At 42.1% G+C, this 26,792-nt stretch carries 29 protein-coding genes; 2 read left to right on the top strand and 27 right to left on the bottom strand.

Translation table 11 applies throughout. The features are described from left to right. Nucleotides 1-76 precede the first annotated feature (76 nt). The 21 genes from BN1234_RS14160 to BN1234_RS14065 form a co-directional block, all read right to left on the bottom strand. Nucleotides 77-2,419: a helix-turn-helix domain-containing protein gene (locus BN1234_RS14160; RefSeq protein ID WP_054957314.1), complete on the bottom strand. Its 2,343-nt coding sequence runs from the start codon at nucleotides 2,417-2,419 to the stop codon at nucleotides 77-79. Between the two features lie 100 nt (nucleotides 2,420-2,519). Beyond that, nucleotides 2,520-4,025 carry an extracellular solute-binding protein gene (locus BN1234_RS14155; RefSeq protein ID WP_054957313.1) on the bottom strand — a complete coding sequence of 502 codons (1,506 nt, stop codon included), beginning with the start codon at nucleotides 4,023-4,025 and terminating at the stop codon, nucleotides 2,520-2,522. 133 nt (nucleotides 4,026-4,158) lie between these two features. Next, entirely contained in the window at nucleotides 4,159-5,037 is an 879-nt protein-coding gene (locus tag BN1234_RS14150) for a carbohydrate ABC transporter permease (RefSeq protein WP_054957312.1), read from the bottom strand. A gap of 1 nt (nucleotide 5,038) precedes the next feature. Continuing rightward, a complete protein-coding gene (locus BN1234_RS14145) occupies nucleotides 5,039-5,983 on the bottom strand; it encodes an ABC transporter permease (RefSeq protein WP_054957311.1) in 945 nt (314 codons plus the stop codon). 72 nt (nucleotides 5,984-6,055) lie between these two features. Next, entirely contained in the window at nucleotides 6,056-7,966 is a 1,911-nt protein-coding gene (locus BN1234_RS14140) for a hypothetical protein (protein ID WP_054957310.1), read from the bottom strand. A 30-nt stretch (nucleotides 7,967-7,996) separates the two neighbouring features. Then, nucleotides 7,997-9,889: a ligand-binding sensor domain-containing protein gene (locus BN1234_RS14135; RefSeq protein WP_054957309.1), complete on the bottom strand. Its 1,893-nt coding sequence runs from the start codon at nucleotides 9,887-9,889 to the stop codon at nucleotides 7,997-7,999. Nucleotides 9,890-10,174: 285 nt separating this feature from the next. Further along, nucleotides 10,175-10,699 carry a 2'-5' RNA ligase family protein gene (locus tag BN1234_RS14130; protein WP_054957308.1) on the bottom strand — a complete coding sequence of 175 codons (525 nt, stop codon included), beginning with the start codon at nucleotides 10,697-10,699 and terminating at the stop codon, nucleotides 10,175-10,177. A gap of 97 nt (nucleotides 10,700-10,796) precedes the next feature. Continuing rightward, nucleotides 10,797-11,399 (bottom strand): GNAT family N-acetyltransferase, encoded by a 603-nt coding sequence (locus BN1234_RS14125; protein ID WP_054957307.1) that lies wholly within the window; start codon nucleotides 11,397-11,399, stop codon nucleotides 10,797-10,799. 91 nt (nucleotides 11,400-11,490) lie between these two features. Then, the gene (locus tag BN1234_RS14120; protein WP_054957362.1) at nucleotides 11,491-12,054 is read right to left on the bottom strand and encodes a YdcF family protein; all 564 of its coding nucleotides are present in this window, start codon (nucleotides 12,052-12,054) and stop codon (nucleotides 11,491-11,493) included. Nucleotides 12,055-12,229: 175 nt separating this feature from the next. Continuing rightward, nucleotides 12,230-13,024, bottom strand: a complete 795-nt coding sequence (locus BN1234_RS14115; RefSeq protein ID WP_054957306.1) for a class I SAM-dependent methyltransferase — start codon at nucleotides 13,022-13,024, stop codon at nucleotides 12,230-12,232. 119 nt (nucleotides 13,025-13,143) lie between these two features. Continuing rightward, nucleotides 13,144-13,569 (bottom strand): NUDIX domain-containing protein, encoded by a 426-nt coding sequence (locus BN1234_RS14110; RefSeq protein ID WP_054957305.1) that lies wholly within the window; start codon nucleotides 13,567-13,569, stop codon nucleotides 13,144-13,146. 104 nt (nucleotides 13,570-13,673) lie between these two features. Continuing rightward, nucleotides 13,674-14,270 (bottom strand): class I SAM-dependent DNA methyltransferase, encoded by a 597-nt coding sequence (locus tag BN1234_RS14105; RefSeq protein WP_054957304.1) that lies wholly within the window; start codon nucleotides 14,268-14,270, stop codon nucleotides 13,674-13,676. Nucleotides 14,271-14,602: 332 nt separating this feature from the next. Continuing rightward, nucleotides 14,603-15,085 (bottom strand): DinB family protein, encoded by a 483-nt coding sequence (locus BN1234_RS14100; RefSeq protein ID WP_054957303.1) that lies wholly within the window; start codon nucleotides 15,083-15,085, stop codon nucleotides 14,603-14,605. A gap of 266 nt (nucleotides 15,086-15,351) precedes the next feature. Further along, a complete protein-coding gene (locus BN1234_RS14095) occupies nucleotides 15,352-15,936 on the bottom strand; it encodes an HD domain-containing protein (RefSeq protein WP_054957302.1) in 585 nt (194 codons plus the stop codon). A 237-nt stretch (nucleotides 15,937-16,173) separates the two neighbouring features. Next, entirely contained in the window at nucleotides 16,174-16,557 is a 384-nt protein-coding gene (locus BN1234_RS14090; protein ID WP_054957301.1) for a hypothetical protein, read from the bottom strand. Between the two features lie 491 nt (nucleotides 16,558-17,048). Next, entirely contained in the window at nucleotides 17,049-17,351 is a 303-nt protein-coding gene (locus tag BN1234_RS14085) for a hypothetical protein (RefSeq protein WP_054957300.1), read from the bottom strand. Nucleotides 17,352-17,609: 258 nt separating this feature from the next. Continuing rightward, nucleotides 17,610-17,894, bottom strand: coding sequence for a hypothetical protein (locus BN1234_RS14080; protein ID WP_170308050.1), 285 nt, complete (start codon nucleotides 17,892-17,894; stop codon nucleotides 17,610-17,612). A gap of 426 nt (nucleotides 17,895-18,320) precedes the next feature. Then, on the bottom strand, nucleotides 18,321-19,379 hold the full coding sequence (locus tag BN1234_RS14075) for an alpha/beta hydrolase (protein WP_054957298.1): 1,059 nt from the start codon (nucleotides 19,377-19,379) through the stop codon (nucleotides 18,321-18,323). Nucleotides 19,380-19,595: 216 nt separating this feature from the next. Next, on the bottom strand, nucleotides 19,596-20,255 hold the full coding sequence (locus BN1234_RS14070) for a 3'-5' exonuclease (protein ID WP_054957297.1): 660 nt from the start codon (nucleotides 20,253-20,255) through the stop codon (nucleotides 19,596-19,598). Nucleotides 20,256-20,664: 409 nt separating this feature from the next. After that, entirely contained in the window at nucleotides 20,665-20,766 is a 102-nt protein-coding gene (locus BN1234_RS23090; RefSeq protein WP_370734026.1) for a hypothetical protein, read from the bottom strand. Nucleotides 20,767-21,026: 260 nt separating this feature from the next. Beyond that, nucleotides 21,027-21,509, bottom strand: coding sequence for a hypothetical protein (locus BN1234_RS14065; RefSeq protein WP_054957296.1), 483 nt, complete (start codon nucleotides 21,507-21,509; stop codon nucleotides 21,027-21,029). A 764-nt stretch (nucleotides 21,510-22,273) separates the two neighbouring features. Between BN1234_RS14065 and BN1234_RS22925 the strand changes: the two genes are divergently transcribed. Further along, entirely contained in the window at nucleotides 22,274-22,357 is an 84-nt protein-coding gene (locus BN1234_RS22925) for a putative holin-like toxin (RefSeq protein ID WP_220687457.1), read from the top strand. Between the two features lie 599 nt (nucleotides 22,358-22,956). Here the strand turns inward: BN1234_RS22925 and comI are convergent. Both comI and BN1234_RS14060 read right to left on the bottom strand, forming a co-directional pair. After that, nucleotides 22,957-23,052, bottom strand: a complete 96-nt coding sequence (gene comI, locus BN1234_RS22805) for a competence inhibitor ComI (protein WP_227011709.1) — start codon at nucleotides 23,050-23,052, stop codon at nucleotides 22,957-22,959. Nucleotides 23,053-23,397: 345 nt separating this feature from the next. Continuing rightward, nucleotides 23,398-23,856, bottom strand: a complete 459-nt coding sequence (locus BN1234_RS14060) for an NUDIX domain-containing protein (protein WP_054957295.1) — start codon at nucleotides 23,854-23,856, stop codon at nucleotides 23,398-23,400. 383 nt (nucleotides 23,857-24,239) lie between these two features. Here BN1234_RS14060 and BN1234_RS22920 point away from each other — a divergent pair, with 383 nt between their 5' ends. Further along, nucleotides 24,240-24,323, top strand: coding sequence for a putative holin-like toxin (locus tag BN1234_RS22920; protein WP_220687457.1), 84 nt, complete (start codon nucleotides 24,240-24,242; stop codon nucleotides 24,321-24,323). A gap of 432 nt (nucleotides 24,324-24,755) precedes the next feature. Here the strand turns inward: BN1234_RS22920 and BN1234_RS14055 are convergent, their stop codons facing one another. From BN1234_RS14055 to BN1234_RS14040, 4 genes are all read right to left on the bottom strand, one after another. Further along, nucleotides 24,756-25,025: a type II toxin-antitoxin system RelE family toxin gene (locus BN1234_RS14055; protein WP_054957294.1), complete on the bottom strand. Its 270-nt coding sequence runs from the start codon at nucleotides 25,023-25,025 to the stop codon at nucleotides 24,756-24,758. Continuing rightward, the gene (locus BN1234_RS14050) at nucleotides 25,009-25,260 is read right to left on the bottom strand and encodes a hypothetical protein (protein WP_245640181.1); all 252 of its coding nucleotides are present in this window, start codon (nucleotides 25,258-25,260) and stop codon (nucleotides 25,009-25,011) included. The genes BN1234_RS14055 and BN1234_RS14050 overlap by 17 nt, the downstream gene beginning before the upstream one ends. 306 nt (nucleotides 25,261-25,566) lie before the next feature. Beyond that, complete coding sequence (locus BN1234_RS22795; RefSeq protein ID WP_245640180.1) at nucleotides 25,567-26,205, bottom strand: VOC family protein; 639 nt, start codon at nucleotides 26,203-26,205, stop codon at nucleotides 25,567-25,569. A 12-nt stretch (nucleotides 26,206-26,217) separates the two neighbouring features. Then, nucleotides 26,218-26,754: a GNAT family N-acetyltransferase gene (locus BN1234_RS14040; RefSeq protein ID WP_245640179.1), complete on the bottom strand. Its 537-nt coding sequence runs from the start codon at nucleotides 26,752-26,754 to the stop codon at nucleotides 26,218-26,220. Nucleotides 26,755-26,792: the final 38 nt, after the last annotated feature.

Here is a 26,792-nt window from a genome sequence, read left to right as displayed (position 1 = left end):
CTATGCTGTACACTAATATAGCCACCCCCATACTATGGAGGTGGCTATATTGTTTTTGCAGACAGTCAAGATAGTCTTACGGTTCATTCTCGTTTGCTTTATCGGATGAATCAGAGACTCGGTTAGAGACCCTGAACTCACCCGGTGTAACCCCGTTAATGCGTTTAAATACCCGGATAAAGTTCTGGGAATTGTTATACCGCAGCCTTTCTGCAATTTCCGCAACCTTCATATCGGTTTCCAGGAGCAATTCCTTCGCTTTCTTCATCCGGTGGGCGATCAGATAGTCACTGAAGGTAAGCCCTACTTCATCCTTGAAGATTTGGCTGAAATGGGACGGAGGCATACCGGCCAGCTCCGCCATCATCGGCTGGGACAGATCCTCACTATAATGCTCTTCGATATAAGCCAGTACGGTTTCAATAGTCTTGTGATTGTTATCGTTCCGACGCAGCTTCATATGACCTGATATGGCAGGAAACACCTCTTCCTTCAGCCAGTCGATCATCTGTGACATCGTGGTCATTTTATTCACCTGCTCGTAAAGGTTATACGAGAACAAGCGCGGGCCGCCATCAGGATCAAGCTCATACAGTTCACGAAGCGCCCGGGATACAAGTTGCATAAACGCCATGCGCACATGCTCTGAGGAGATGCCCTCCGTCTGCTTCAGTATTATGGCGAACTTGTCGAGCCACTCCATAGCCTGCTGGTCATTGCCGATTTTGACATGAAGCATGATTTGCTGCTCCGCATCGGAGGGATATCCGAATGGCGGACGCTCTGTTTCCGGCTCCACCTGACCGACATAGATGACATTTCCGCTTCCTACGACAAGCCGGTATTGCAGAGCGTCTGTAGCCTCCTTGAAAGAACGGCGGATATCTCTGAGACCTTCATAGCACCGGCCTACACCTACAGTTATTTTTATCTTCAACAGATCTTTGACTATAGAGCAAATTTCCTCCGCGAGACGGAAGGCTTCTGCATTGCGGCTGGAGGCAGTTCCTCCATCCGGATGGTTGATGAGCAGCACGATTTGATCTGCACGTACCTTGACGACGGATCCTCCGAAGACCGTTCCGAGTACTTCCTCGGCAATGTTCTTTACAGCATACACAAACAGATTGAAATCCTGTTCGCTTAAGTCTCGTCTAATATCCAGCTCCATACACATTACTGTATAGAAGGGACTTTGATTCGGAAGGTCGTAATAGGCAAACTTCTCTCGAAGCTCGGCTTCGCGAATCGGCTCGGTCAGCACTTGCTGGATAAAGCTAGCTGCAAGCGCAGGCTTTGATTCATCGACCTCGTCCTTAAGGGAATCGTTCAGGGTATGGAGAGTTTCCATGTAATGCTTGATAAACCCAAATTCATCCTCCTTGCCGCTTGTCTGCGGAAGACGAATCGGCTTACCCCGGATGAGATCAAGAATATTGTTGATTAATTGGTAAAAATGCTTCGACAGCATCAATGCCGCAATCAGGCATCCGGCGATCAGAGTCAGGCAAAGGAGCAGGGTTAGCATCTTGATTCGATCAAACAGCGGAGTCAGTTCCTTGACCGGCACTACGGATACATATTTCCAATTGTTATATGAAGATTCCCAATAGGTAATCAGCATATCCTCACCGTCGATATCCTTCGTGTAACCATTCTCCTTGAGACTGCTATCGCGGATTTCCTTCAGAAATTTGTAGGAAGAGAGGTCATCCTGCAGTAGGCTTTTGTTCCAATCCGAGAAAATGTTTCCCGTAGGCGTGAGAATCAGAAGCTCACTGTCATTTCCTGCGTCCATCTCACTGTATACCTGAAAGAAAGCCCGGTCATTCAGCTTGACGATAATATAGCCGAGAGGTGTCTCTCCCTTAATTGGAACCTCCCTGACATAGGTAATGTTCTGGGCACTGCCCCGGGTGATTGGGCTGCCTGGCTCCGGCGTATTCTCGAACCAGAAGTAGGGAGGATTGTTCCCTTCCAGTCTTTTCAGCAGTTCTGGCTCGATCTGCTCCGCCGTGAGAAGGCCCTGGTCGGCTGACAGCAGGAGACGGTGTTTAGGCATATAGAGCTGTGCTGCATCCACATTATCCACGAGAACCTCCAAACTATTCAGAATGGCAAATGTCTCCTGGAACAAATTGTAATTCGAATGAGGCGTGTCAAGATTCAAAAATTTATCCAAGGAAGTATTAAAGAGATGCTGCAAAATATTTTTGTTCAAGGATACCAGCTTATCATCGATCCGCTGCTGAACCTGCTTGATCGTCTCCTTTTTAGCTCTCCCGACCTCCTGCTCTAGGCTGTTTATCGCGATGGTATAAGAAGCGAAACCAATGATGAGAATTGGAATGATAGATAATAAGCAGGCAGCAAGCACCAGCCTCCATTTATAATTACGTCTTAGAGAAAATGATTTCATGATGGTTCACTTCCTTGGATAGTCATTAGCTCCGGTAACACGCCAAATGGAGGGACGATAAGTCCCTCCTTAATTGGCAACATTTTCCTATTCGCTTATATTACTTTTGTTCTTTATACCATTCGTTAACTTCCTTGGTAATTTGTTCTCCGCCTCTCTTCTTCCATTCTTCCACAAACGTATCAAATGTGTCCAGAGGTTGTTCACCAGTTACGATTTTAACAAATGTTTCCAGACTGTATTTGTCAAGATCGGCACTCTTTGACTCCATGGTCGGTGTCAAAGCCGCAACAGCCGGGTTCGGAATACCAAAGGTTTCAATATTCTTCCATTGATCCAATTGAGCTTGAGTTACTTCTTTAGGCGCTCCCGGAGTGGTGTAATACGGATTGTATTTGTTGTGGGCAACCAGGTTAATGACGCCATCCTCCTTGTATTTATCCGTCAGAACGATTTCTCCGTTCTCCATCTTGTAGTGGACGCCTTCAATGCCTTTACGTTTGTAGTCCAGTGCTTCCTGGGTTGCCTGCCAATCCAGTACTTCCATGATCTTAGCCAGCTTCTCGTCGGATACCTTTGAGTTAATGACCCATTGGCCATAGAAACCCGCAGCTTGAGGTGTGCCGAATTTTCCGGTTGGTCCGACTGGAGGATCAATCATGATCACTTCAGCCTTGGGATTTAGTTTCTTTATGTCGGCTACGACCTGACCATAAGCTGTTGGCCCGGTGCCTATTACCATGCCCATTTTGCCTGCAACGAACTTCTCGTTAACCTGAGTGAACTTGATGACAGGAAAGTCCTTGTCAAGTGCGCCCTTTTTGTACAGATCTGCCAGCCAGCCGAGGGCTTCCTTACGGCCCGGGGTAGTATCCCAGTGCTGAAGGGTACCATCTTCCATTTCCCTCCATACATTACCTGTATCAAAAGCCATCCACAGCTGTTCCAGGAAGCTCAAGCCCTCAGCGACAGCAATACCAAAGGTATCTGGCTTGCCATTCTGGTCGGGATCCATGGTTGTGAATTTAATGGCGGTATCCGCATACTCCTCTGTCGTTTTTGGAATCGGCAGCCCCAGATTATCCAGCCAGTCCTTGCGGATGAAGACAGCGTTACCTTGAAGCGGACGCGGGCGCGGGATGGAGTAGATCTTCTTGTTGATCTTCACATTCTCAAACGCTTGCTCCGGGGTTTCCATGATGTTGCTGTAATTGCCAATCACATCCGTCAATTCCTTGAAGGCTCCCTGTTCTACATACTTTCTCAGCTCCGGATCCGGGTAAGCGGTCCATACCATCAGGTCCGGAAGATCGCCGGAAGCAACGGTCAGCCTGATTTTCTCTGTATAACCATTAGCGGGAACAGCCTGCAAATCAAGCTCAACACCGAATTTGTCCTCCATCCATTTCCAGGCTTCACTTTTCTTCGGAGCATCCCCTGTAAGCGGATACATCATACTGATTTTAAATTTCTCTGCTGGTTTAGCGCCGTCCTTGGCTGGGGTGCTATCTCCAGCTTTTGATTGACCACCGCATCCCGATAGCACGGAAACCAGCATGGCTGCAATCATGGTACCGGACAGCATTTTCTTCCATGTTCCTTTCATTTGTAACCCTCCTAAAGTTTTGTTTATATGATCAGCTGACAACCGATACCCGCCCTTGCGGTCTAACCTCCCGAGGAAAGAACTTTCCAAGCATCAGTCAAAGGCGGACACGCCTTTGACTGAGCGAAGAGAGTTAACCTTTTACCGAGCCCAGCATAACACCCTTGGCGAAATGCTTTTGCAGAAAAGGATAGACACACAGAATCGGAACGGTGGCGACGATGATGGCCGCCATTTTGATCGTTGTCGGCATGATTTCCAAACTGCCGTTGGCAATTGCCGCCTGGTATTCCTCTACAGAGCCTTCGATGATCATTTGACGCAGGATTACCTGAATAGGCCAGAGGCTGGAATTGTTAACGTACATGACGGACTGGAAGAACTGATTCCAGTGCCCTACAGCGTAGAACAAAGTGAAAGTAGCCATGGCTGGCATGGACAGAGGCAAAATAATCTTTAACAACACCCCCGTATTGCTTGCGCCGTCAATGCGGCCCGACTCCTCAAGGGCGTCAGGAATGCTCTGGAAGAAGTTTTTCAGAATGATCAGGTTAAAGGCATTGATCGCACCTGGAATGATCACCGACCAGAAGGAATTCAGCAGTCCCAACCATTTCATAACGAGGAAGCTCGGAATCATCCCTCCGGAGAACAGCATGGTGAACAGAACAAGAAACAGAATAACGCTCCTGCCCTTCAGCCGTTTCTTGGACAGCGGATAGGCCATCGAGACGGTTAACACCAGATTGGTGATTGTTCCGACAACGGTGATGGCAATGGTAACCCACAGTGATGTCGTAAAGTGGGTATTAGAAAAAATCATTTTGTACGAGTCAAAGGTAAAGTTCTCCGGCCAGAGAATCAGCCCTCCCCTCATTACCTGCTCAAGAGGAGAAAGGGAAACAGCCAATACATAGAGAAACGGAAACAGCGTAAGCGATGCGAAAAATATCAGCATTAAAGTATTAACGCCGTCAAATATCAAGTTTCCTGGGGTGCGAAATCGTTTCATTCTAGTAGACTCCTTCCTCACCAAAGCGTTTGGTCAGATGGTTGGCCAACATAACCATGACTAGTCCAATGACGGATTTAAACAGGCCGACCGCTGTGGTATAGCTGAATTTACCGCCTACCAGACCTTCACGGTATACATAGGTTTCAAAGACATCCCCGACATTGTAGGTGGTGGGACTCAGCATCAGAAGGATCTGCTCGAACCCGTTATCCAGAATGCTGCCGACTCGCAGGATCAGCAAAATAAGAATGGTGCTTCGGATTGAAGGCAGAGTAATATGCCACAATTGGCGCCATCTGCCCGCTCCGTCGACGATGGAAGCTTCATAGAGCTGCGGATCTACCCCTGACAGGGCTGCAAGAAAGATAATCGTGCCCCATCCTGCTTCCTTCCATATGCTCTGGGATACGATCATCGTTCGGAACCAGTCGCTGCTGGTCAGGAAATTGACCGGCTCGCTTCCGGACATAACGATGAAATCATTTACGATACCATCCTGGGTGCCGAACAGCAGTACGGTGATACCTGCCACGACTACCCAGGAAATGAAGTGAGGCATGTAGATAATCGATTGGATGGTATTCTTGAAAACCTTCTTGCGGACTTCATTCAGCATCAAGGCGATAATGATCGGCATCGGGAAGTAGAACACAAGATTTAACAGACTGAGCACAATGGAGTTGCGGAACAGCTGCCAAAACCCATCGTAATTCAGGAGGGTTCTGAAATGCTCCAAGCCCACCCAGGCACTCTTCCAGATTCCTGCAAACGGATTGTAATCCTGGAAGGAAATAATGATCCCCCACATTGGTAAGTAACGGAATAGCAAAAAGAAAATAATGCCAGGTACCAGCATGACATAAAGGTCCCAATCTTGCCAAGACCTCTTTCGCAAAATACGCTTGGCTGGCACAGCCTTCGACAGAGACGGCTGCATACTCATAAGTTGAAGCTCCTTTCATCTCGATGTATCAATGGTCTCATCTTAAGACGAAATACATGGAGAATTAAATAATCATTTCAAAAGATTACTCGGCGGAACCAGGCGGTACAGCTCTTTTCCGGCGTCGTAATACACGCGTCCGGTCTGATCAAGCGTCATATTGCCCACAATCTCATCGTTTAGGAAAACATGCTCCAGGGTATCCGGATGGATAACGGTTAAGCGCCGGCCAAGTGTCGTATACAGGAGGCCGTCTTGGCCCCATTTCAAATAAATCGGTCGGCATTTGCTGTACTTGTATTCGGAAGGCAGTATCAATTTACTCTTCACAACCCTGCAGGTCTCAGGTTCCATAGCAAAGATGGTGCCGTCAATCGCGCCCCAGATCCACCCATCCGGACCAACGGTCAGACCTCCGATCATAAGAGGGGGCCGATCAAGTGAAGGAATTTCAGGAATGAATTCTGAGACTTTCCTCGCTGAAGCCACATCCCATATGAACATTTTGGCTGGACCTTCCACTGGAGGTGTGCCGAGACCGCCCCAAACCGTCGTGCCTCCGTACAGCAAGCCGTCCTGATAAGCGAGTCCCAGGATGCTCTGCTCCTGGACGATATCGGGATAAACCTTCCATTCATTGGTGGAAGGGTCATGCACACCAAGTGCCCCGCCCCGAATCCCGTAATCGGGAATGCATCCGGCGAAGACAAGTCCGCCGCCTGTGGTCATAGCGAATGGCCTGTCTTGAGAATGCCCGAGGCTTCCGAGACAGCCGGGATTATGCTCAGGCTTCCATCCGAAATCCAGCGGCTGGCCAGGATCGTAACGGAACATATTCGCGTGAGTGTAGGTACCGAAGTACGCCACGCCATCCAGGAAGGTAAGCCCTTCAATCTGGGGAAACAGGCCGATCTCGAGCTCATGCTTGTCCGTATGAGGATCGTAGATGGAGAACCCCCGCTGATAACCTCCGAGATACAGCTTGCCTTCGGGTCCTGTTTCGAGACAGGTAATTTGAAGTGGCTGAGGCTCTACTGCAAGCCGTTGTGTTGTAACCTGCTTGTTTGACAGATCGATAATGGCTGTTTCAGCATTTACCGTCACCAGGGCAAGATGCGGCGCTTTCTCCGAGCCTTGGTTTGGCGTCAGCCATTCCAGAGCCTTGCACCTGCCAGGCGGCAGACCATCGATGCCTGTCTCGCATAAGCGGGCATTTGCCATATCCCAACTGCACAGCTTGGTGCCCTGCTTGAAGAAGAGAAGCCCGGGATAATGGGTGATGGGTCCGGTCAACATATTGTCGCTGGCGAAGGAACCGATGCGTTCGAGAGAATCCAGATGAAAAACATGGACATTCACAAAATCACAAGAGACAAACAGGCAGTCCTCCTTGACCCATAACCGGTCCACAAAGCCCTTCGACCCACTGATTCCATCCAACTGAAGCTCCGTTCGCTTGCCAGTAACCCGGTCGATCCGGATCACATGCTTGGTGCTTCCGATCCCCGCATAAATCCATCGTTCATCAGCCGTCAGGCCTCGTATGTAATCCTCTCCCGGCATAACGCAGCCATAATCACGGAAGGTTTGTGATAGGGTATCATACTCGAACAGCTTGGAGTTTGGGTATGTTCCTCCGAAGATACTGTCTTGCTCGGCATAGAGCTGAAACACCCAAGGATCGGCGGGGTTTGTGCCTAATGAGAAGAGACCGTCTGAGTTTAAACGGTACAGCACCCCGTCGCCTGTCCCGCTGAGATAGACATCTCCGGATTCTGTTGAACAGATTCCCCAGACGCAATCCGCCGACGGGAGAGGGCTTTGAAACAGCCGTTCCCCCGTCACCAGATCAAATTCATACACGACTGCAGGATACCCGTTGTTTACGAAGCAAACCCGGTGCCGATTTCCATCAAACCGGATAGCAGCTCCCTGTCCAAAGCCGGCATGCACCATGGTTCCGAGATTTTGCACGGTTGTCATCCTGATCCCTGCTTTCTGAAGTTGTTAACTTTATGAAAAAAGGTTCTTCGGTGGAACAAGACGAAACAACTCTTGTCCTACTCCGTAATACAGCCTTCCGGCCTGATCGATCGTCAGATCGTTGATCGGATTATCCACCAGCTGCACGTAATCAAGCGTCTCCGGATGAACGGCAATCAGCCGATTCCCGAGCGTGGTATACAGCAAGCCGTCCGGGCCCCAGCGCAAGAAAACCATTTTCCATGAGCTCTTCGAAGGATCTGTCGGAACGATTACACGGCTCTTCACCACGCGGAGTGTTGAGGGATCCATTGCAAAGATGGTGCCGTATACCGCCCCCCAGATGAGACCGTCAGGGCCTGCGAACAGTCCCCCGATCAAAGAGGGAACCGCGTCCATATCCGGAATATCCGGCACGAACTCCGTAATCTTGGTACGTGTTGCGACATCCCAGACGAACATGCGGGCTGGCTCTTCGGCTGGCTCAACGCCCAGCCCTCCCCAAATCGAGGTGCCTCCAAAGATCAGGCCCTCCTTGTAAGCAAGACCTAATATGCTCTGATCCTTGACGATATCCGGGTATACATCCCACGTTCCGGCAGCAGGATCGTATACGGAGAGCGCACCGCCGCGGATGCCGTAATCCGGCACCGTCCCGGCAAAGACATAGCCGCCGCCAGAGGTCATCGCGAAGGGCCGGTCCTGTTTGTAGCCGATTCGCCCGATATGCCCGGGATTATGCTCCGGGGTCATGCCGTAATTCATCGGGTGCTCCGGATTATAGCGGTACATATGAGCATGGGTATAGGTTCCGAAATAAGCCTCGCCATCGAGGAAGGTAATGCCTTCCGTCTGGGGGAACAGTCCGATGGACTGCTCGATCTCATCGGTGGCCGGATTGTACAGGGAGAAGCCCCGGTAGATGCCGCCGATATAAAGCTTGCCGTCCTCACCGGTCTCCAGACAGGCAATACGCAACGGCTGCGGTTCGACCGGCAGCATACGGGTCTCCGCTGACAGGTCAGACAGGTCGGACAGGTCCAGTATGGCCAGCTCCGCATTAACAGTCGCCAGAGCAAGCTTGGCAGAGAATTCTTCAACCTCGTCCGTCTTCACCCATGCCATCGCCTTGCATCTGCCAAAAGGCAGGCTATCCAAGGCCGTTTCCATCGATGTTTCCTGGGCAATGTCCCAGTAGCACAGCCTGCTGCCGTTCTTGTAGAACACTTTTCCAGGATGGCTGGCGTGGGGCTTGGATAACAGGTTGTCGCATGGGAAGGAGCCTACATGGATAAGAGAATCACGGCGGAAGACATGAACCTCCGTATAAGTACAGGAGACGAACAAATAGTCATCCCGGATCCACAGCTTATCAATAAACCCTTGGGTGCCGCTTAATCCCTCCAGGTGTATCTCTTCACGCTCGCCAGTGACCCTGTCAATCCGGATAAGGTGCTTGATGCTCCCTGTACCGGCATAAAGGTACCGATCATCTGCAACAATTCCCCTGCAGTAATCCTGGCCTTCTTTAATAGGCCCAAAATCACGGAATTCACCGGAAACGGTGTTATATTCGAACAGCTTGGAATGAGGATAGGTCCCTCCATAGATTCGCCCTTGGTCATAAAAAAGCTCCCAGACAAAAGCATTGGAGGGGTTCACACCAACGGACTTCAGTCCATCCGAGGAGTAGCGGTAGAGGATGCCGTCCCTGGTTCCGCTAAGATACACATCTTCGTTTTCTGTTGCACTTATGGCCCAGACAGAGTCCGTCGGCGGCAAAGGACTTTGAAACAACAGCTCTCCACTGGTCAAATCGTATTCATGCACAATTGCGGGAGTGCCGTTGCTGACGAAGCAAATCCGGTGACGCTTCCCATCGAATCGGAAGGCAGCCCCTTGTCCAAAACGGGCATGAATCATGGTTCCTAGATTTTCAACAGCTATGTTAATCCCTTCTCTCTCTCTTCGCTCAGAAGCTATCCGGCTCTTGCTGCAGCAGTCTGCGCTTTAGTTCCCTGTGCTGCCGTTACAGCAGTTGCACAGGGGAGCGAATAAATAGTTTATATAATTGGAGTGTAAGCCTGGTGCCGGAAGGAAAGATATAATCAAATGAAATGATTACAGGGAGCATAGCGGGAATAAAAAAGGCGCCATTCCCCTCAGTTTCAGGGAATGGCGACCTTGGATGCGCTAAATTGAATCCGCTTAATTAAAATTAATTTCAATTTTTTCTTTATATTTGTCTTCTCTGCTTTCCCTATAAAACAACTTTACACTTTCTGCTACAAAGGTTTTGGTCGTTTCAAAATAATTCCCGGTCTTATATTTCATTTCCTCAATAACTTCCTCACCAAGGTTAGACTTTCTTGCTATTGTTATATGGGGTTTATATAAATCTAATTCAAAACACTTCTTTATTTGTTGTTCATCAGGATTAAATACATGTACAAGTTTTCTATGAAGTTCATTTAACTCGTTAGAATGAGCTTCTAAATACAATATATCTTTATCACCAAAGTAATTAGGGGAACCGACTGATATTGAAATTTTTCCGAAATTTGATATTATCTTTTGACATAATGGTAACCATCCCATATCTTCAGACAATCCACATGAAGCCTTAACCGTTATGTGAGGTTCAGACGATCCTCGGTAATTATATTCTTCTCTTAAAGATAAAATTGGTTCATAGATATCCATCGACGGAACAATTCCGAAATAATACTCCACAGAAATCCCTCCAATTAGAATTTTTCATTTCCTTAGGGTTTCTCAAATTTTCTTTTAATGTTCTTGTCTCCGCGAAACGACCCAGCCCTAGATGCTTTTATCTTGGGCTGGGTCGTGTGTTGTCTGTGTTAAGGCCTATTTCGCTTACATCATCAATAATTATTGAGTATAGTTTTAGGTCTTCATATGTCCCTTTAACAAAAATGCTTTTTCTTAATGTCCCTTCATATGTCATTCCCACCTTCTCCATTACTCTAGCTGAACCGAGGTTTAAGGGGAGACAGTTCGCTTCAATTCTAATTAATTTCATCGTATTAAATCCAAAGGAAATGATTTTTTTTATTACTTCGGTCATGTAACCTTGGTTCCAATAGTCTCTTGAAAGTGCATATCCTATTTCCGCTTTGGAATGTGATAGATTCCAAGCCATGAATCCTGCAGTCCCGATTAACCGGCCCGTATTTTTATCCTCAATTCCCCAGGGAGCTACTGCCTTATTGTTGTATTTGTTAAGTACCTTCGATAAATATGTCCGGGTATCTTCAATTGTTTTATGCGTAGGCCATGCCGTATACATCGACACATCATCATCGGATCCATATAGAAATATGTCTTGTTCGTCTTCTCTTCTAAGCTTTCTTAGTATCGTTCTTTCAGTTTCTAATGTAAGAAGATCAGAAAAAATATCATCTATCTGCATATACCTTCTCCTTCATTTCAGGTTTGCCAAGCTTTCACATAAAATTGTTACCTACGAAATGAGTTGCTGGTGCCTTCTTGAAATGCTTTCACTATAGTTTACTGTTTACCCAATTTGGAATATGGTGTCTGAAATATTGTCCTACCTTCGTCAGTTCATTCATAACGTAATTTATTTTTTGCTCATCCAAATACCAGTTATCTCTTGTAGTATTAGTCTTGTCTGTTACCGGACTTACATAAAATTCAACCTCACTAGGAAATTCAACATGATATGTAAGTAAAGCTCGTCTAGCAAAATAAGATTTACAAACTAATATTGCTTTCCTTGGGTTAATTCTCTGTTGTTGAAGCGACTTCCAAGAATATCTTGCATTCTCAAATGTATTTGTTGCTTTATCTTCACGTAAAATTGAACTTTCTGGTACACCCAAACTTAATCCTACATCTCGAAGAAACTCCCATTCAGTAGAGGAGACATTTGGAGTTGGCCCACCCGATGGAAGGATATAAGGAGCCAAACCCTGATGGTATAATTCTGCAGCTCTCTCCATTAGTTGAGGATGACTGCCACCAGGGATTAAAATTACATCAGATGGTTCAATTGATGTTTCAAAAAACATAAACTCGGTAATACAGTCAAAAGGATATGGCAAGTCGCTCATCCTCTCTATTATTTTCATATTGATTGCATCTTTCAATCACGAACCTGCGCATAGCAGGTTGTCACATGAATTCACTTCTCTGCCTACCTCATCATACGACCCGGGCGCAGCCTGCAGCGTAGATACTATGTTATGCGAAGGACATTCTGTGATAGCCTCTTCATCCTTAATTCTTCCTACAAATGATTAACCCATGCGTGCTAATCCCAAGGATACTTCTCTCTCTGCAAGTCTTAAAATGATAGTTTTTATAAATCTCAAACTTCTGTTCAGATAGCTCATCTACCTCATTACTAAGAGTGTGACTTAATCCGTCTGTCCCTAGATGATCTACTATTGAAACATCAAATTGTTTCATGAATTTTTCAACTTCTATGGGTGTTGTATAATGTGAATCTGTCCAGAATGATTCTGGGTCCCTTGCCTTTAAATTTCCGATGTCTATTACTTTACTAATTGTTCCTTCATTAATGAATTCAGGCATTTTCTTTATAAGCATCGGAACCACCGAATGCTTATTAATATAAGCTATTGCTAATATTCCACCAGAAGATAATACTCTTAATGACTCTTCAATTAATTTAAGTCTCGCAACATCGTCAATGATATGATAATAAGGTCCAAAACATAAAACTGTATTAAAAGCCCCTGACTCAAATCGACTTAAATCCGTGGCTTCTCCCACAATTGCCTTCAAACTAATATTCTTATATTCAGACTTTTTTTCATTTATCTTGTCTATATTACTTGGTGTTAGATCCAGTGCTGTAACTGTGTGCCCATTATTGGCATAATAGAATGAATATGCTCCTGTTCCCGCACCTAATTCAAGTATCCTCGATGAATTTTGTATCACTTCTTCTAACGCATTTATGCTAGTTAGAAATTCAATTCTTCTAGAATTTCTTTGAAAACGTAGTTCCTCATCAACAAGATCGTAAAAACGAATAACTTCCTCCATGTATATCCCCCCAGTTAATAAATAGCTTCTGTCTTTCGCATAACGTCCCTCGATACGCGAACTTGGTGTTATGAGACATCCATTACCTCTGTAAAATACTTGTAAAATGCCTTATGCCTTTATCTTATCTTGATATTAAACAACATTTTTTCATTATCATTCAATGATTCTATTACTTTCGAAACATGCAAATCGTCTTTTACATTATTAATTTCAATCCATTCTGCTTGCTTCAGTACCTGTTCATGCTCTTTTAGTTCAGGATCATATCCAAGTTTTATATCGCTTTTATTAAAATCAACCGGGACTGCCAAATAACAATATTCAATTCCTGCAGCATATTCTTGTGCAAACAAGAATCTAACAACTTTTATTTCTAAGTTGACTTCTTCCATTGCCTCACGAATTGCTGCTTGTTCTCGCGTTTCCCCTATCTCAACTCCTCCACCAGGAAGAGTCCAAAAACTTTTTTCTATTTCATCAACCTTTACCATTACAATTTTCCCATTCTTTAAAATCGCAGAAAATGCTCTTACTCTATTCATCCTTGAAATCACCTATTTTTAACTTTCATCCAGGTTTTCGCTTAACGTCTTTGTAGCTGCGATCCCGAGAGAGAACCGCAAGGCTCCGAATCGTGAATGCGATGTTATCCGAGGTTTTTCCTTCTTCGAGCTACATACATCCCTCTTCCGCTTATTCCTTGTTCATCATATTGAACATCAAATCCAACGTCTTTAAATGCTTCAATTAATTCATCTGTTCTAAATAGCCCCATTACATGTTCTTCTGAAAAGTATTCAATACCGTTCTTGCTTCCAAACAAGTAATCAAATCTTAATATTGATATCCGATCTTGCTTTGCTGTATATGACATCCTACACATCTTTACTTCATTGTGCTCTGTTGTTAGTGTGTCCGTTCTGCCTTCACTCCAAATCTCTGGAGTAAACCAAGGCTCAACCAATATAATTCCATCATCATTTAAATGATCTTTAAAATTCTCAAATGTCTTCACTACTCTCTCCAAGGTCTTTACATATCCAATGGAACTGAAAAGACATGTGATTACATCATACTTCTTTCCCAATTGAAAATGTGTCATATCAGCCGTGTAATAATCGCCCTCAGGGTTTTTCGATTTAGCGATTTCAACAAACTTTGAGTTTAAATCAATTCCATCTATCCTATAATCGTTCTTTAAAAAAAAGGCATGTTGTCCCGTGCCACAAGCTACATCTAACATCGTTATGTATGAAGTGCTCTGATTCTTAAATGTAATTTCGAATTAGATCAGACTCTTGTTTGTAGTTTTTAAAACTATAAATAACATCGTAGTGCTTCGATGATAATTCATACATCTTAATCTCTTCTTTCTCTTAGGTTTTGGGCAATTACGCATAACGTTCCCGCATCTATGACGCGACCCGACCTTAGATAGCATCTTAGGCCGGGTCGTGTGTTGTCAGAGTTAACGTCTATGAGGTTGCGTCTTATAGCCAAGGGGCGAATGCCCCGCAGCGTGAATATAGTATTATATGATGTTAGTGCCTTCCTTGAAATATTTATATGTTCTTCTTAAGATTCTGGTCTTATTAGACCTTTACCAATAACGTTTGCCGATACAGGCTTCTTGCCAACTTCTCTCGCCCAGACGGATAATTGCCCAATGTGGTGGATTTGATGTGCAATTATATGACGCATAACTTCACCCCATGTGTCTATAGCGATACTTCCATCAGGCTGGGGATCAAAAAAAGGGCGTTTTTCCATACTTTCGTTCCAAGCTTCAACAAATTCCTCTACTTCTGTTCGAAGTGTATTATCTAAACTTATTATTTTCTCTAAAGTCTTATAATCCTCAAAACTTTCTTGGAAGTCTGACTTCCCTTGGAGTAATCGGATCCAGCTCCATTCAACATCGATAATATGAAATAACGTTTGCAAAATGCTACCAACCCCACCTGTCCGGTGTTGCAGCAACTTGTCACACGTAATATCTTCACACCATTGATACCATTGTTCTCTTACCATCCAATTATATTGAAACAATACTTGCATGGAGATACCTCCATTTTATAAGCTTTCCTTCTAATGTTTCAGCTAACGTTTTTGTGTTCACGACGTCCTATCGACTTAAGGTCACGAAGTGACCGGGCGCGATGCGCTTAGTCGGTGCGGATGTTTCCGGTTGCGATGCAGTTAGGTGGTGCAGAGTTGTCCGCCTGATTCCGCTTCCTCAAAAATCCTCAGACGGACCAAAGGGCGCGATAGCCGCCTATAGTTTGAAATCGTTGTTATACGCTATTACTACCATCTTCGATTACTTACCTACTTAATATGCCTTGATCAATTGACCTATCAATTATTTGTTTCGCAAATTCCCATAAAGATTCAGAACCATTAGATATTTCTCTATTCCGGTTTATTACCTGATCGCTTGTTATATTGTACTTTTTCCACGTATCACCTTGATTTAAATGGTTATGAATTAATGGCTGTAATCTGTCCAACGAAGCAGCGAACTTTGCCTCATTGGTCTCCTTATTCTCAAATTCAATCCATAGTTCCATTAGTTCATTTCCCTGTTCCACTGGCAATAATCCGAACAGTCTTTTAGCTGCTAAGTTTTCACGTTCATACTTATCAATTTGACCATTCGTATCGTAAGCAAATGTGTCACCTGCATCTATTTCTACTAAATCATGAACCAATAACATCTTTATGACTTTGTATAAATCAATGTCATGATTAGATTCCTTATGTAAAATGATAGCCATCATTGCTAGATGCCAAGAATGCTCAGCATCATTCTCTAATCTTGAACCACTAATTATTTTAGTCTTTCTTTCGATGTTCTTTAACTTATCAATTTCTATTAAAAAATTAATCTGTTTTTCTAAGTTCTCCATTCAATGTAACCCCCATTTTGATTTTGCAGTAATTTCGTCTAACGTTTACGTGTTCACAACATCCTATCACCCTAAAGGAACGAAGTGACTGGTTGCGATGCGGTTGGGTGATGTGAATGTGTCCAGGCAGCTGCTTCTCCGACTTTTCTTCCGGGACCGAGGGGTGTATGCCCGAATGCTCTAACGCATTGTTAGAAGATGTCAGGGGACTTCTTAGAGTACACCTGCAAACATTGGTTATCCAATTGCTACCATAATACTTGTTATTAGCATTAACAAAGATACAGGTCCCCAAATTCTCCTTTCCCATACACTCCTTGTAATAAAGTTCAGTATTGTTGCGGCCATCGAAAAACAAACAACAAACCAGATAGCTGTTTTTGTGAAAGAATTCCATCCAGTAAATATTAGTTCTGCTTTACTTAGTACAATAAAGGCAATCAATGTTAGAATAATAGCCTGAATTATAGAAGCTACACGCATTGCTGGTGGATATTTACCGGGAAACTTCCCCCCCATTGCATAACTTCCCCAAGGCATTCCCGCTGCTAACATTAGTTGGAATATAATCACAACCCCAATTAATGTAGAAAATATTAATGCAGATTCCAATACAAACATATTCTAACCACCCTCTTTTTTTGATTCCTATTAATGAAGCCTGTAACATAAAGCCAAGGTTGAGACCATGCAGATCTTCTAGAAGAAGTGAACCACCTCGGGTTAGTAATAGGTTGTGTTACTACGATATCTTCCTTGCCTCTGATATCCGTCAACTAAGCTACCTAAAGAGTGAATGTATTGTTTATCAAAACAAAAATACAAATGGTTTCATATAACCCTGATATTTCCTAATTATATCGATTCTTATTGGTTTACGCCGAGATTTCATCTAACGTCAATGTGTTCACGACGTCCCACCGACTTAAGGCGACGAAGTCGCCGGGCGCGATGCGGTTAGTCGGTGCGGATGTGTTCGGGCTGATTCCACTTCCCTGCTGCTGGCAATTACTTCTCCGAGCCCTCATCTAACTCCTGCCGGACCGAGGGCCGAATGGCCCGATGCGTGAACATTGTGTTATATGAAGTAGATACCTTATTCGAAATTCATTCTAATCGTTCATATTCACGGGTTTTGTGGCTTCTTCTTCTTGTTCACAACTTCCCTTTACTCTTTTAAAGTGATTTGTAATGTGATTCTTTGTTATCATTATAGAGCCAGAAATGAAGAATATTATTCCAAGAATAAGAGTATTGTTTGCTATATTCCATATATAGTTTGGAGTTATATTCTTTAGTATTTCCATATCTGGAGCTCTTTCAAATAAAGCAGTGTAAATAAGTACTTTTTCTAAGCCACTTAAGCTTATTAAAAAGATCCCTAAAATGATAAACGCTAATCCAAACATCTTCAATGTGTATAACCCCCCAAAGGAACATGTTTTATTGTATTGCTTAGTCCCGATTTCATATAACGTTTTCTATTCACGACGTCCCACCGACTTAAGCGACCAACGGGAGCGGACGCGAAGCGGTTAGGTGGTGCGGATGTGTTGCCTGAATCCACTTCTCCGACTTCACTTCCTGGCGACCGAGGGACAACTTGTTGGACCAATGCGGGAATTTATTGTTATATGAAGGATGCACCTTCCTCGAATGATCAACATTCTTCCTTAATCTTTTACTTTAAAGAATGTTTCATCTGCAATTTTAATCAATTTATTTGTTGCTTCTTTACTTGTTGGATCTTGAACCATAATAAAAAAGATATCGTGTAATTCTTCTATCCGTTCTAGTACCTTATCTTTTGATTTCTCTTCTCTTAGTGAAATATAAAGATTGTATAAGCTAATGTCTAATTCATCATTTATTTTCTCATATGAAGTGAGTTCAGACATTGCAGCAACATTATATACACTCGAAATCATTGACCTGTATGTATAGTCATCTACCCGCATATTGAAGCTTCCGAGTACAGTACCCAGCTGTTGCTTAAATGTGGCATCAACTGCACTTTGAATCCCTCTCTCCTGGGATTGATTACCATATAACTTAAATAATAGAACCACACAACAGATTGATAATACAATTATTTAAATTATCTTCAAAAACCACATTGGTTTCTACTAATTGATTAGCAAGATTGTAGCCTAAACAATTCATGATTTATGAGTCCTTTCGTCTTTAAATAATAGTTCATTACTTTCATATAACGTTTTTGTATTCGCGACGTTCATTCCTCTTAGATAGCTCTTATCTTAGGGGAATGAATGTATCTGCCTGCGAATTACCTCCTTGAAAATACTTCTGGCGGATCAAGGGCCGTATGGCACGCAGTGCGAATTATTATGGTTATCTGATGGTGACGTCATCGCGAATCCCCCTCAAATAACTTGTCCATTACCATTTATTTCATCAATTCCATTACTAGAATTATCTTTCATCAATTCATGAAATTTATAATCTTTCTTTTTTAAATACTCATCAAAGAAAGCAGAAATATACTTATTAAGAATAGAATGCTTTAGCTTAATACCATCTTCCTTGTAATGTATCGGAATATCGCTAAATGTCATATGATGAGCGCCTTGTAGTTTAATGTATAAGCTATTTATATCACTGGAATTATATAGAGCTTTATAACCACTTAAAAACAAAGTTAGCAACTCCGGAGAGAATTCGTTTTCTAATTCATCGAACGAGCATTTCTCTTGTCGAAATACCAATAATGGAACTGATACTCTTTCTTCTATATTTGCCGTTATTAAATGAAAACTGGGATCTAATAGAACACTAGCATTAACTTTCTTTTCTCTTTTTAGTACTTCATACGCAGCAGCTCCACCTAATGAATGACCAATTATTCCTATATTACTGACATCAACTATTGCTATAAGATCCTTATCAGAATTCAAGATTTCTTCTATATTGCTTAAAATACACCTAATATCTTCAATTCTCAGTTCCATTAATTGTTTCCAATAATTTATATCTAAACTATCAATTTCGGATATCTCTTTCGATTGCTGAATAAAGCGATAATCTGGAAAAATTGAAAATATAGATTCATGAGTAGCACCCATTGTAATAACAACATAACCGCAACTTACTAAGTGTTCCACACAAAAGGAGTACATATCTCTAACTACACCAAATGCAGGGGCTATAACAATAATGGGACAGTTCCTAGCAGTAATATTAATATTTGCATTATTATATATTCCAGTAACAACATTACTAATATATTCTTTATTTACTCCCATACTACTGAGCATATCAACGGCCAAAGGTGTACAAGGTTCAAATAAAGTAGTGTACTTCGGCTTATTTCCATTGGGTACAGAAGGATAATATATACTAGTGAGGACTTCTCTGGACTCTTTACTTATTGGATCGATACGAGATATATCTTTAAATACAAAGACCTTTCTACCAACAGTCATTGCTTTCATCCTTATTATATATTTTCGTCACGTTCAGATAACGTTCCCGTATTCACGAACCCGACAACGTCGCCGGCTGCGCTTTCGCAGTTAGCCTCGCAGGATTGTCCGTCTGATCCATCCTCCTCGAACTGCCTCGGGCGGACCGAGGGACGATGCGAGTCGAACCGCAGCGTGAATATTATGTTAGCCGAAGTTAAAGACCTTTATGAAATACTATAATATCTTTTGCAGTTTAACTTTCTTTATTATTATTGGTTTCTCGATATTTATTTCATCAATTTCATTAATTCTATACTCTTTTAATAGTTCTAGAAATATTCTTCGAATCAATTCGCAATCCCCTATTGCACTATGACGCCTAATGTCCGAATCCTCAATAGTATAATGTTTAATCAGAAAGTTAGTTGAAATAATGTCATTTATCTCAGGATGTAAGTACGTAAATAATGCTTTAGTATCGAGCAATTGATTGGTCAACATAGGGAGAGCATTTCTTCTGCATTCATTTACTAAGAGGGGCCAATCATATTCGTAACCCGCTTGAGTAACCAGTATTGCATCTTGACAAAAATGACTAACATCCTCATAAATTTCTGATAACATCGGGGCTTTTTCTGTATCCCTATTGCTAATCCCTGTTAAGCGTTCAATTATATCAGGTATAGGTTTTAAAGGTCTTATTAACGTATCAAATGTCTTTTCAATTCTTCCTAAACTATCTATTAGAATAGCTCCAATTTGAGTTATATTGTCCTCATCTTCATTGGGTCCAGTTGCTTCTAAATCGAACACGCAATACTTCTGTCTATGTATGTCCTTGATATTAATATCAGTCAAACTATACTCATTTTCCGAGATATTTACTATTTTCATTGAAATATCATCCTTTAACCAGTAATTTCAGCTAACGTTCCCACATTCACGAACCCGAGAACCTTAAGCTCCCAACGAGGGAGGCCGCCGCGACGCGGTTAGGTTCACAGGGTTGTCGCCTGAATCCGCTTCCCCGAAAAGTCTCTCGGCGACCGAGCATCCACCAGGCTGGCGATGCGTGAAGGCATTCTTATCGGATGTAAATGCCTTCCCCGAACTACTAACACTTCTATTAATTTTATAAAGGGATCAATCATTTGCATCTAATTGTGTATCGTTTTGAGTAATCCCTTGAGTTTCAACAAACCAAGATAGTGCAATCTGTTCCATTTCTCTTACGAATGCCTTTTTAGCAGGGCTATATTCACTTGTGTTTTCAAAACGTTGGGATAATTCTTCCTTAAAATTACTATATCTTCATTCCAATAACTGATGTGCTTCCAAAATGTTCGAATCGTATAATATCATTCGAAAAAATAGTCTTTAGAAAAGTCGCCTCATCTTGAAACATACGAACCCAATTTTTGTCATAATCAGTTAATCGGACCCTCATTTTAGTCCCCCTATAATTAATTTTATTTTGTAGTATAATTCTTGAATTCGAATGAATTAACCCTCACTGGCTTAAGGCGCACAGCGCCGGGTCCGATGGACTTAGCCAGTGCAGGGTTGTCTGCTGTATTCACTCCCTTGAACCACATCTTGCAGACCAAGGTCCGAACGGACCGCTGCGTAGATACTATGTTATATGAAGGATAGGTCATCATTGATTTAGCCAACAAAATCATCCGGTGCCCATATTGCAATATCATCCCCAGGACAACAAACGATTTCCCATATTTCATCTTTATTTGTATTGCCCCATACCCCTAATTGCCAGCTTTCGTATTTATCATTATGTCCGTTTACGTAAAGAACTTCGCCGGATTCAAATACAATAATCAGATTCGGTACATCAATCGATAACCATAGATCTACTACTTTCTTCATTCTAAGTTCACAAATTATCTTTGAACTCTCTATCCAATCCAACTCAGGTAAAGTTTCTACTGTTGGAAAAAATTCTGGCAGGGATGGAAGCACTGCAAACTTCCCTTCAATATTTAAATATATTTGTCCATCTATTCGGGCCTTATTTACTTCATTTTCACCAAATAATATCTTAAGTCCATAGAAATTAATCCCCTCAATATATGAACCTACGCATAAGTATTTTAATGTCTTATCTGCAAGATCTTTTAAAGAATTCTCCATAGAGACACCTCATAGAAATTATTCATTGCCAATCTTTCCTATACTGCTAAACCAATATATCTTGATCTCTTTAAAGCTATTCTTTCAAACTCATCAAACATTTTGCTTGCGATTCCCATTTTTACTGAACTCCGGAAATACATTTAAGTCATTTATCTCGGGTATATTATTTCTTTTGAAATTTGGATATTCTGAAGTAAACAATAAGTGGCAACAGCCTGCTAATGTTCCTTCATAATAAGCCAGTAAAGTAACTCTATTGCCTTGTTTATTTTCTTCCAGTCACTTATAGAAATAGTCCTTCGATGAATACCACGGATATCTTTTTGAAAATTCAATATCCAATAAAGATGCTTCTTCATGTTTTGTGAGTTGCTTTATTGATATCGGATTTTTCATTTTTTATCCTCTATCTGTCGATTTCAGTTAACGTTTCCGCATCTATGACGCGACCCGGCCTTAGATAGCTCTTATCTTAGGCCGGGTCGTGTGTCGTCTGAATATTCTTCTATGTATATAACCTCTGACAACCAAGGGGCGAATGCACCGCAGCATAGATGCATTGTTAACTGATGTTACTGCCTTCACTGTATTTACATTCTCACGTAAGTTTTATAGATATATAATGTTTTTTAGTCTTTAATGCATTCTAGTTATTTATAATATTTTATGGTATTTCATTATGTCTTATATGTTATAATTTTCTAGTACAATATACGGCTATAAGGGCGGTCGGCTAATCTCCCAGAAGGGAGGTGATGCCCATGGAGGTCAAAGATGCACTTTCCTTAATGTTCATGTTCGGCATGTTCATTCTGGCATTGCTCACCTACATGAAAAAGAAATAGACCGCCCTCGCTAAGGTAACGGTCTATTTCTCGACCTAACTCCTGTGGCCGACTGCTCTTTATGCAGTAATTGTGCTAAGGAGACGTGTTCCAGCACGGCTCCTTACTTATTCTTACCTCAGTATAACTCAATTTATAACGCTTTTATAGGTATTATTGATTATTTTTTATTTATATAAGGTCTGTAATGTTGTCTGTAGTAATTTCACTTAACGTTGATGTATCTACGAACCCGAGAGGCTTAAGGCGCGGTTGCGCCGGGTCCAACGGACTTAGCCTCGCAGGGTTGTGAGCTGAATCAACTCCTCTGCCTACCACTTCTCGCGAACCAAGGACCGAATGGTCCGAAGCGTAGATACGATGTTATCTGATGGGGGTGCCATCTTCGAATAGCTTTCAATAACAGTCTATATGCCTGTTCAACAATGTTTTCGAACTCAATTAGTTCTTTGATACATCTTTTTAAGTATGGTATTATATATTTAATAAAGACCAAGTGCGCTAACACTTGGTCCATACAATTGGCTTGGATGGGTAATCCCTTCTTAGTCAATTACGATCGGAAACCCACCTTCGGCGGTCAACCTTAGGGTGGGTTTTTACTTTCTCTTGTTGTTATTATTAATGTAAGTTAAAAGTGCAAGAATGAATGAGCCAAATAGGAACATAATCGTTAGTGCATCTTTCACTTCCATGGCTTCACCTCCTTTCGAAGGGAAACCATGACCACCCAAGATTCAATTGTAGTTATATTTTACCTTTATATACTTCTGCGTACAAGCGTTCTTATTATGATTTTGGATTTTTGATTCTAAATATGGTTTTAATACAATTGGCGGCCCTTTCAGCTAACGTTCCTGTATCTACGAACCCGAGAGGCTTAAGGCGCGAAAGCGCCGAGTCCGACGGACTTAGCCTCGCAGGGTTGTGAGCTGAATCCGCTTCTCTGCCTACTTCTTCTTTGCGAAGCAAAGACCGTCCGGCCCGAAACGTGGATACTGTGTTATATGATGCTAGCGACTTCGTTGACGCATCCTACATTAGGTTCTTAATATAGATTTTATATGTTTCTTTAAGTCTTCAATCAGAGGCCTTTGTACAGTACTTATTTCTTCAATATTAATTTCTTCTATCGATTTAAACTCCAACTGTAATGACTCTTGTTCTTTATCTGTATATCGAAGTGTTTTATTGTCTTCAGCGATTCTTCCTGCTATATCTGCTTTTGCATTGAATATAAACATTACAAATACAACTTCATTTCCATCTGGATACCTATATTTCATCCGTGAACCGCTGTATACAGTATAGAGTTCACAATCTGTGACCACTAAACCAGTTTCCTCATGAACCTCTCGAACCATCGTCTCTTCAATCGACTCACCTGCATTCATTCCACCACCAGGTAATCCCCAGTCACCATAGTCAGATCTTCGCTGTAGCAACATCCTACCCTGATCGTCTCGAATGATTGCGCCACCAGTTACTAGTATTCTCATCTTGATTAACCTCTCTGCTATTTTTGCTCACTACGCTAGTTTCATATAACGTTCCCGCATCTATGACGCGACCCGGCCTTAGATAGCTCTTATCTTAGGTCGGGTCGTGTGTCGTCTGAATATTCTTCTATGTATATAACCTCTGACAACCAAGGGGCGAATGCCCCGCAGCATAGATGCATTGTTTAGCGTTGTTACTGCCTTCACCGTATTTACATTCTCACGTAAGTTTTATAGATATATAATGTTTTTTAGTCTTTAATGCATTCTAGTTATTTATAATATTCTATGGTATTTCATTATGTCTTATATGTTATAATTTTCTAGTACAATATACGGCTATAAGGGCGGTCGGCTAATCTCCCAGAAGGGAGGTGATGCCCATGGAGGTCAAAGATGCACTTTCCTTAATGTTCATGTTCGGCATGTTCATTCTGGCATTGCTCACCTACATGAAAAAGAAATAGACCGCCCTGCCTAGGATAACGGTCTATTTCCGACCCATCTTACGTGGCCGACTGCTCTTTATGCAGCTGTTGTACTTTGGAGTCGTGTTCGCGCACGGCTCCTTACTTATTCTTACCTCAGTATAACTTATTTTATAACGATTTTATAGGTAATTTTTTCTTTTGTTCCCCCGTTTTATCCTGCAGTAATTTCACTTAACGTTCTCGCATTTCTGACGTCCAAGCGGCTTAAGGCACAAAGTGCCGGGTCGTTAGACTTAGCCGATTGGATGTGTCGCCAGATTCTACTTCTCTGACATACTTCTTGGCGACCAAGGAGCGTCAGCGACGAAGCAGAAATGTTATGTTATAAGATGTTGGCGGCTTCTTGAACATCTCACATAATCTTCTTTAAATAAAAAGAGCCCTAACTTTATTGCTAGGGCCCTGCTGTCATTTATATATGTCTCCTCTAGATCCTATGCGAACTACAAAGATGATTAATTCATTATTAAGAACCTCATAGATTATTCGATAATTTCCCACCCGTAATCTATAGATTATCCCTTCTTTACCCTTCATTTTCTTTGTATTTGGATTGTTAAATGGGTCATTAGATAATTCTTCAAGGGATATAAAGATTCTTCTTGCGGTAATTCGGTCTATTTTCCTCAGGTTCTTTTCAGCTTCACTTGAAAATGTGACTTTATATTTCAAGTTCACGTTTTAGGTCCTCCAAGGATTTAGTCTGACCATTTTGAAATTCAATCCGTCCCTGTTCTATGGCCTGAATATCTTCAGGTGTCAAACAGTCATCGTCTTCATCAAGCTGTTTTTCAAGTAACCATGATAAAAAGCTCTTTGCGACAGCCTTATTTTTCTCATTTAAATTACCTAATATGTTTTCCAATTCATCATTTGGGACACTCATCAACTGTACCCCCTTTTTTTTAATCATTTTTATTATACCCCAATATATAAGGATGCTCCAGACATAGCTTTTTCACTACATCAATGCATTAGCCTTCATATATTCGCTAATACGCCAATTTCTTATAACGTTTCCGTGTTCACGACGACTCACCACCCTAAAGGAACGAAGTGACTGGCCGCGATGCGGTTGGGTGGTGCAGGTGTGTCCCGGCAATCGCTTCTTCGATTTACCTTCTGGGACCGAGGGGACTTGTCCAACGATGCGTGAACACAATGTTATAAGATGTTGTCGCCTTTCTCGAGAGTTACCTTCAAATGCTCTTCCTTAATACTACTTACACATACAGGCCATAATAATATTCCCATCCGGATCACTAAAACAAAAATCAGCTAAGTCAGGAAATTCTTCAATTTCTGTTGTATTCTCTGCTTTTAACTCTTCTTTCACAAATCGGTATGCTTCATGAATATCTTTGGTATACAAGTTAAACAAGGGGTGATTAGATGGTTGAAATTCGTAAACCTCATCCCAACAATGGTTATCCAAAGTCAATCCTGGAAGTGAATCACCCATATTAAATGTGTAGACAGGTCCTGAATGGTTTTCAGTAGGTACTTTTTTGTTTAGTAGTTTACTATACCATTTGACCGACCTTTCAAGATCAGTGACATGAACAAAGACTGTTCCAAACTTGTTTTGAATTGGACTTATCATAACTCTTCCTCCATACGAATTGATATTTACGGTTTTACAGGTTTTGCGCCAATTTCTTATAAAGTTATTGTATTCACGACGTCCCACCGACTTAAGGCGACGAATGTCGCCGGGCGCGATGCGCTTAGTCGGTGCGGATGTGTCCGGCTGAATCATCTTCTCCGCTGCTGAAAATACTTCCCCGAATACACTTCTATCTCCTGCCGGACCGAGGGCGAATGCCCGATGTGTGAATATGTTGTTATGTGAAGTCATCGCCTTCTTGAATTAGCTTTCAGAAAATTTCTTTATTGTTTTTTCTAGATCAGAGTTTATTATCATCCAAGATTTATTGTCTTCAAGTAATTTAAATCCTCCATACTGTTCATATAGCGTATGTGCATCTTTCGTAACTAAACAAAAACGAACACCATCAAATTCTGGATAAGTTATTATTGTCTTAACCAACCATTTTGATAATCCTAGACCCCGATACTCTGGAAGTACAAATACATCGGCCAAATAAGCAAACCTTACAAAATCAGATATTACGCGCGCGAAACCAACTAATTCATTGTTCTTAAGTGCATAGATACCAAAACACAAAGAATTCTCAATCGATGTATTTACAGCTTTAAAAGGAATGTTCACTGCCCAATATGAGTCGTTTGATAAAAAACGATGGACTTTCTCCCTTTCTATTAATGACTTATCAGTACTTATAAAATAATCTCCATTGATCCAGATAGACATGACAACGACCTCTTTCTTGGCTTTTTGGTTTTTAAACAGTTTTTGCAATAATTTCACATAACGTTGTTGCATTCACGAACCCTCACTGCCTTAAGTGACCGAAGGGAACG

It is taken from the genome of Paenibacillus dakarensis (assembly GCF_001373415.1).
Classification (GTDB): Bacteria; Bacillota; Bacilli; order Paenibacillales; family Paenibacillaceae; genus Paenibacillus_AQ; species Paenibacillus_AQ dakarensis.
Note: the sequence above shows the minus strand (reverse complement) of the source record. Positions and strands in the feature narration are given on the sequence as shown.

What these genes read in the sequence shown, in the direction of transcription:
- BN1234_RS14060 (WP_054957295.1), bottom strand. Translation starts at nt 23,856, where the DNA reads ATGAGAATACTAGTAACTGGTGGCGCAATCATTCGAGACGATCAGGGT.
- BN1234_RS14105 (WP_054957304.1), bottom strand. Translation starts at nt 14,270, where the DNA reads ATGTTAGATGTAGCTTGTGGCACGGGACAACATGCCTTTTTTTTAAAG.
- BN1234_RS14155 (WP_054957313.1), bottom strand. Translation starts at nt 4,025, where the DNA reads ATGAAAGGAACATGGAAGAAAATGCTGTCCGGTACCATGATTGCAGCC.
- BN1234_RS14080 (WP_170308050.1), bottom strand. Translation starts at nt 17,894, where the DNA reads ATGCGGGTAGATGACTATACATACAGGTCAATGATTTCGAGTGTATAT.
- BN1234_RS14145 (WP_054957311.1), bottom strand. Translation starts at nt 5,983, where the DNA reads ATGAGTATGCAGCCGTCTCTGTCGAAGGCTGTGCCAGCCAAGCGTATT.
- BN1234_RS14090 (WP_054957301.1), bottom strand. Translation starts at nt 16,557, where the DNA reads ATGTTTGTATTGGAATCTGCATTAATATTTTCTACATTAATTGGGGTT.
- BN1234_RS14040 (WP_245640179.1), bottom strand. Translation starts at nt 26,754, where the DNA reads ATGCAACAACGTTATGTGAAATTATTGCAAAAACTGTTTAAAAACCAA.
- BN1234_RS14125 (WP_054957307.1), bottom strand. Translation starts at nt 11,399, where the DNA reads ATGCAGATAGATGATATTTTTTCTGATCTTCTTACATTAGAAACTGAA.
- BN1234_RS14110 (WP_054957305.1), bottom strand. Translation starts at nt 13,569, where the DNA reads ATGAATAGAGTAAGAGCATTTTCTGCGATTTTAAAGAATGGGAAAATT.
- BN1234_RS14160 (WP_054957314.1), bottom strand. Translation starts at nt 2,419, where the DNA reads ATGAAATCATTTTCTCTAAGACGTAATTATAAATGGAGGCTGGTGCTT.
- comI (WP_227011709.1), bottom strand. Translation starts at nt 23,052, where the DNA reads ATGGAAGTGAAAGATGCACTAACGATTATGTTCCTATTTGGCTCATTC.
- BN1234_RS14115 (WP_054957306.1), bottom strand. Translation starts at nt 13,024, where the DNA reads ATGGAGGAAGTTATTCGTTTTTACGATCTTGTTGATGAGGAACTACGT.
- BN1234_RS22925 (WP_220687457.1), top strand. Translation starts at nt 22,274, where the DNA reads ATGGAGGTCAAAGATGCACTTTCCTTAATGTTCATGTTCGGCATGTTC.
- BN1234_RS14095 (WP_054957302.1), bottom strand. Translation starts at nt 15,936, where the DNA reads ATGGAGAACTTAGAAAAACAGATTAATTTTTTAATAGAAATTGATAAG.
- BN1234_RS14075 (WP_054957298.1), bottom strand. Translation starts at nt 19,379, where the DNA reads ATGACTGTTGGTAGAAAGGTCTTTGTATTTAAAGATATATCTCGTATC.
- BN1234_RS14135 (WP_054957309.1), bottom strand. Translation starts at nt 9,889, where the DNA reads ATGATTCATGCCCGTTTTGGACAAGGGGCTGCCTTCCGATTCGATGGG.
- BN1234_RS14070 (WP_054957297.1), bottom strand. Translation starts at nt 20,255, where the DNA reads ATGAAAATAGTAAATATCTCGGAAAATGAGTATAGTTTGACTGATATT.
- BN1234_RS14140 (WP_054957310.1), bottom strand. Translation starts at nt 7,966, where the DNA reads ATGACAACCGTGCAAAATCTCGGAACCATGGTGCATGCCGGCTTTGGA.
- BN1234_RS14150 (WP_054957312.1), bottom strand. Translation starts at nt 5,037, where the DNA reads ATGAAACGATTTCGCACCCCAGGAAACTTGATATTTGACGGCGTTAAT.
- BN1234_RS14050 (WP_245640181.1), bottom strand. Translation starts at nt 25,260, where the DNA reads ATGATTAAAAAAAAGGGGGTACAGTTGATGAGTGTCCCAAATGATGAA.
- BN1234_RS22795 (WP_245640180.1), bottom strand. Translation starts at nt 26,205, where the DNA reads ATGACTTCACATAACAACATATTCACACATCGGGCATTCGCCCTCGGT.
- BN1234_RS23090 (WP_370734026.1), bottom strand. Translation starts at nt 20,766, where the DNA reads ATGTTTCAAGATGAGGCGACTTTTCTAAAGACTATTTTTTCGAATGAT.
- BN1234_RS14100 (WP_054957303.1), bottom strand. Translation starts at nt 15,085, where the DNA reads ATGCAAGTATTGTTTCAATATAATTGGATGGTAAGAGAACAATGGTAT.
- BN1234_RS22920 (WP_220687457.1), top strand. Translation starts at nt 24,240, where the DNA reads ATGGAGGTCAAAGATGCACTTTCCTTAATGTTCATGTTCGGCATGTTC.
- BN1234_RS14065 (WP_054957296.1), bottom strand. Translation starts at nt 21,509, where the DNA reads ATGGAGAATTCTTTAAAAGATCTTGCAGATAAGACATTAAAATACTTA.